The organism is Citrobacter sp. wls718, from assembly GCF_005280945.1.
Taxonomy (GTDB): Bacteria; Pseudomonadota; Gammaproteobacteria; order Enterobacterales; family Enterobacteriaceae; genus Citrobacter; species Citrobacter gillenii.
The window spans coordinates 1-2,471 of the sequence record NZ_SZWV01000033.1 but is presented as its reverse complement, the minus strand read 5'-3'; the positions used below and the strand labels follow the sequence as shown (position 1 = coordinate 2,471).

4 protein-coding genes are annotated in these 2,471 nt (G+C 47.7%); 1 reads left to right on the top strand and 3 read right to left on the bottom strand.

Translation table 11 applies throughout. The features are described from left to right. Positions 1–333 (top strand): ChiQ/YbfN family lipoprotein, encoded by a 333-nt coding sequence (chiQ, locus tag FDW95_RS05595; protein ID WP_115259086.1) that lies wholly within the window; start codon positions 1–3, stop codon positions 331–333. Between the two features lie 49 nt (positions 334–382). Here chiQ and FDW95_RS05590 read toward each other — a convergent pair whose 3' ends face one another. From FDW95_RS05590 to FDW95_RS05580, 3 genes are read right to left on the bottom strand one after another with little or no spacing between them, the layout of a single operon-like run. Beyond that, positions 383–1,201, bottom strand: coding sequence for a PTS system mannose/fructose/sorbose family transporter subunit IID (locus FDW95_RS05590; protein WP_115259085.1), 819 nt, complete (start codon positions 1,199–1,201; stop codon positions 383–385). After that, a complete protein-coding gene (locus tag FDW95_RS05585; RefSeq protein WP_115259084.1) occupies positions 1,185–1,946 on the bottom strand; it encodes a PTS sugar transporter subunit IIC in 762 nt (253 codons plus the stop codon). Before FDW95_RS05585 ends, FDW95_RS05590 begins: the two co-directional genes overlap by 17 nt. A 10-nt stretch (positions 1,947–1,956) precedes the next feature. Then, a complete protein-coding gene (locus FDW95_RS05580) occupies positions 1,957–2,430 on the bottom strand; it encodes a PTS sugar transporter subunit IIB (RefSeq protein WP_115259083.1) in 474 nt (157 codons plus the stop codon). Between the last annotated feature and the right edge of the window lie 41 nt (positions 2,431–2,471).

Sequence of the window (2,471 nt, the reverse complement as noted above, 5' to 3'; positions counted from 1 at the left end):
ATGAAAAAACTGATACTCATCGCCGTCATGGCATCTGGGCTGGTGGCCTGCGCACAATCTCCGGCGCCAAAAGAAGACAGCCGTTTGAAAGAAGCCTACAGCGCCTGCATCAACACCGCACAGGGATCGCCAGAGAAAATCGAGGCCTGCCAAAGCGTGTTAAACGTGCTGAAGAAAGAAAAGCAGCACCAGCAATTTGCCAATGAAGAAAGTGTTCGCGTACTGGATTATCAGCAGTGTATCCAGGCGACGCGTACGGGCAACGATCAGGCCGTTTCGGCTGATTGCGACAAGGTATGGCGGGAAATCCGCAGCAAGAACACAGCGCAGTAAAATGACAGGTAAAAAACGGGCGGATAGTCTCCGCCCGTTGCTGTTTTTGTTAACCCAGAATATTCAAATAGGCACCCAGTATTGATACGACAACGATGCCAATAAGAATGCGGGAAATTTGGATGTTCTTCCCTAACAGATAATACATTACGCCAAATGCCCCCATCGGTAACAGACACGGCATAATATCGTTTAAAATCTTTTGTAACGGCACGGCATAAGCACCTTCGCCAATCACAAAGGGAACGTTCAATGAGACCATGGTGGCGGTCATTCCTCCTATGACCATCAGCCCCAATATTGCCGCACCGTAGGTGATTTTCTGCATCATTCCCGACTCCTCCATTTTTTTGAAGAAATCAGCACCCAGTCGGTAACCGCCCATCAAACAGAAGTAGCGGATAAAGTAGTGGGGAATGTTAAACACCAGCAGGAACAGTAGCGGCCCCAGAATATTGCCGGATGATGCTAATGAAATCCCCAACCCCGCGGCGATAATACGCAGCGTTCCCCAGAAGAATGAATCACCAATACCCGCTAATGGACCCATCAGCGATGCCTTCACGGCGTTGATTGAGCTGGCGTCGAAGTCATCGTCGAGCATCCGGCGCTCTTCCATGGCTGACGTAATCCCCAGCGGCAGCGTCGACAAGTGAGGCGTGGTATTAAAAAACTCCAAATGCCGGACCAGCGCGTCGGAGATTTCCTGGTCGGTTTTACACGTTTTACGGATAATTGGCACCATCGAAAATGTATAACCCATATGCATCATACGCTCATAGTTCCACGACGATTCCATGGTCAATGAGCGGAAATAGACGCTCCAGAGATCGCGTTTGGTAATTTTGACATCAGAATTCGTTGTCATCGATGACCTCTTGTTTTTTTGCTTCGTTATTAACGAGTACGATTGCGAGGAACAGGCCAAACAGGGCGATCCCGACCAGCGGTAGTTTTAAATATGCCGCTAGTAGAAAACCAAAGAAGAAATAGGGGAATACTTTTTTGTTGATGATCATTCTCGCCAGCATGGCAAAACCGAGCGCCGGTAAGATGCCCGTGGCGATAGTCATTCCCGTCATAATATCTTTGGGGATCGATTCGAGAATGGCATTAACCACCGGCGTCCCAACATAAAAAGCAAAACCAACCAGAATCGCAAACGGCACGGAACAGGCGAGGGTAGAGTAAATATGCATGCGGACCACGCCGCTGATATTGGCATTTAACGCATGTTTGTCTGCGCGACGGCAAAATATCGGCAAGACAAAGATATACACGGCGTTTTGTAATACCAATACCAACGTAGCAATAGGTACCGCAAGAGCTACGGCAGTGGCCACGTTTTGCCCAGAGGCAATAGCAAAGGCGGTGCCTAAAATACCGCCAGACGTCACATCAGGGGGATTAGATGCGCCAATCTGGAATGCGCCTAACAGCACAAGTTCAATGGCCGAACCAATAATGATGCCATTGGTGAGATCGCCCATAATTAGCCCCACCAACGGCCCCATTACGATCGGACGTCGGAGCATGGCGGTACCGAAGATGGAGTCCAGGTAACCGACACAGGATAAACCACCCAATAAAAAGGATTGCATTAGTAAGCTCATATCCACTACCTCATCCCAGTAAGGCGATAGCTTTCAGTCGGGTATCGTTCGGTACTTGCCTGATCTCAAGTTCGACACCTTTGTTATCCAGTTCTTTTAATTGTGTAACGTCGTGGTCGGTAATAAATATGGCTTTTGATATTTGACGCGTGCCCGGTGCAGATTTAATCCCACCCAGATTGATACTGACAATTTTTTCGTATTCCATTGCCAACGCGTGTGCATCATTAATCGATGCAACAACAATAAAGAGGTTATATTTTTCTGTCGCGCCGCTTTGTAAGGCTTTGATCGAATCTGCAATATTTTTAATAACCAATTTAACGTTATTCGGTCGCGCCAGGCGCATGGCCGTCATTTTTAACTCATCATTGATGATGTCATCATTGGCAATAAGAATGCAATCGGCCTGCAGCGCCGCAGTCCAGGCAAAAGCTACCTGGCCATGTAATAAGCGATGGTCTACACGTAATAATTTAATCATTTTGTTTAACCTTTTGCATTAGGGAAGGTGCGAACAAGTTC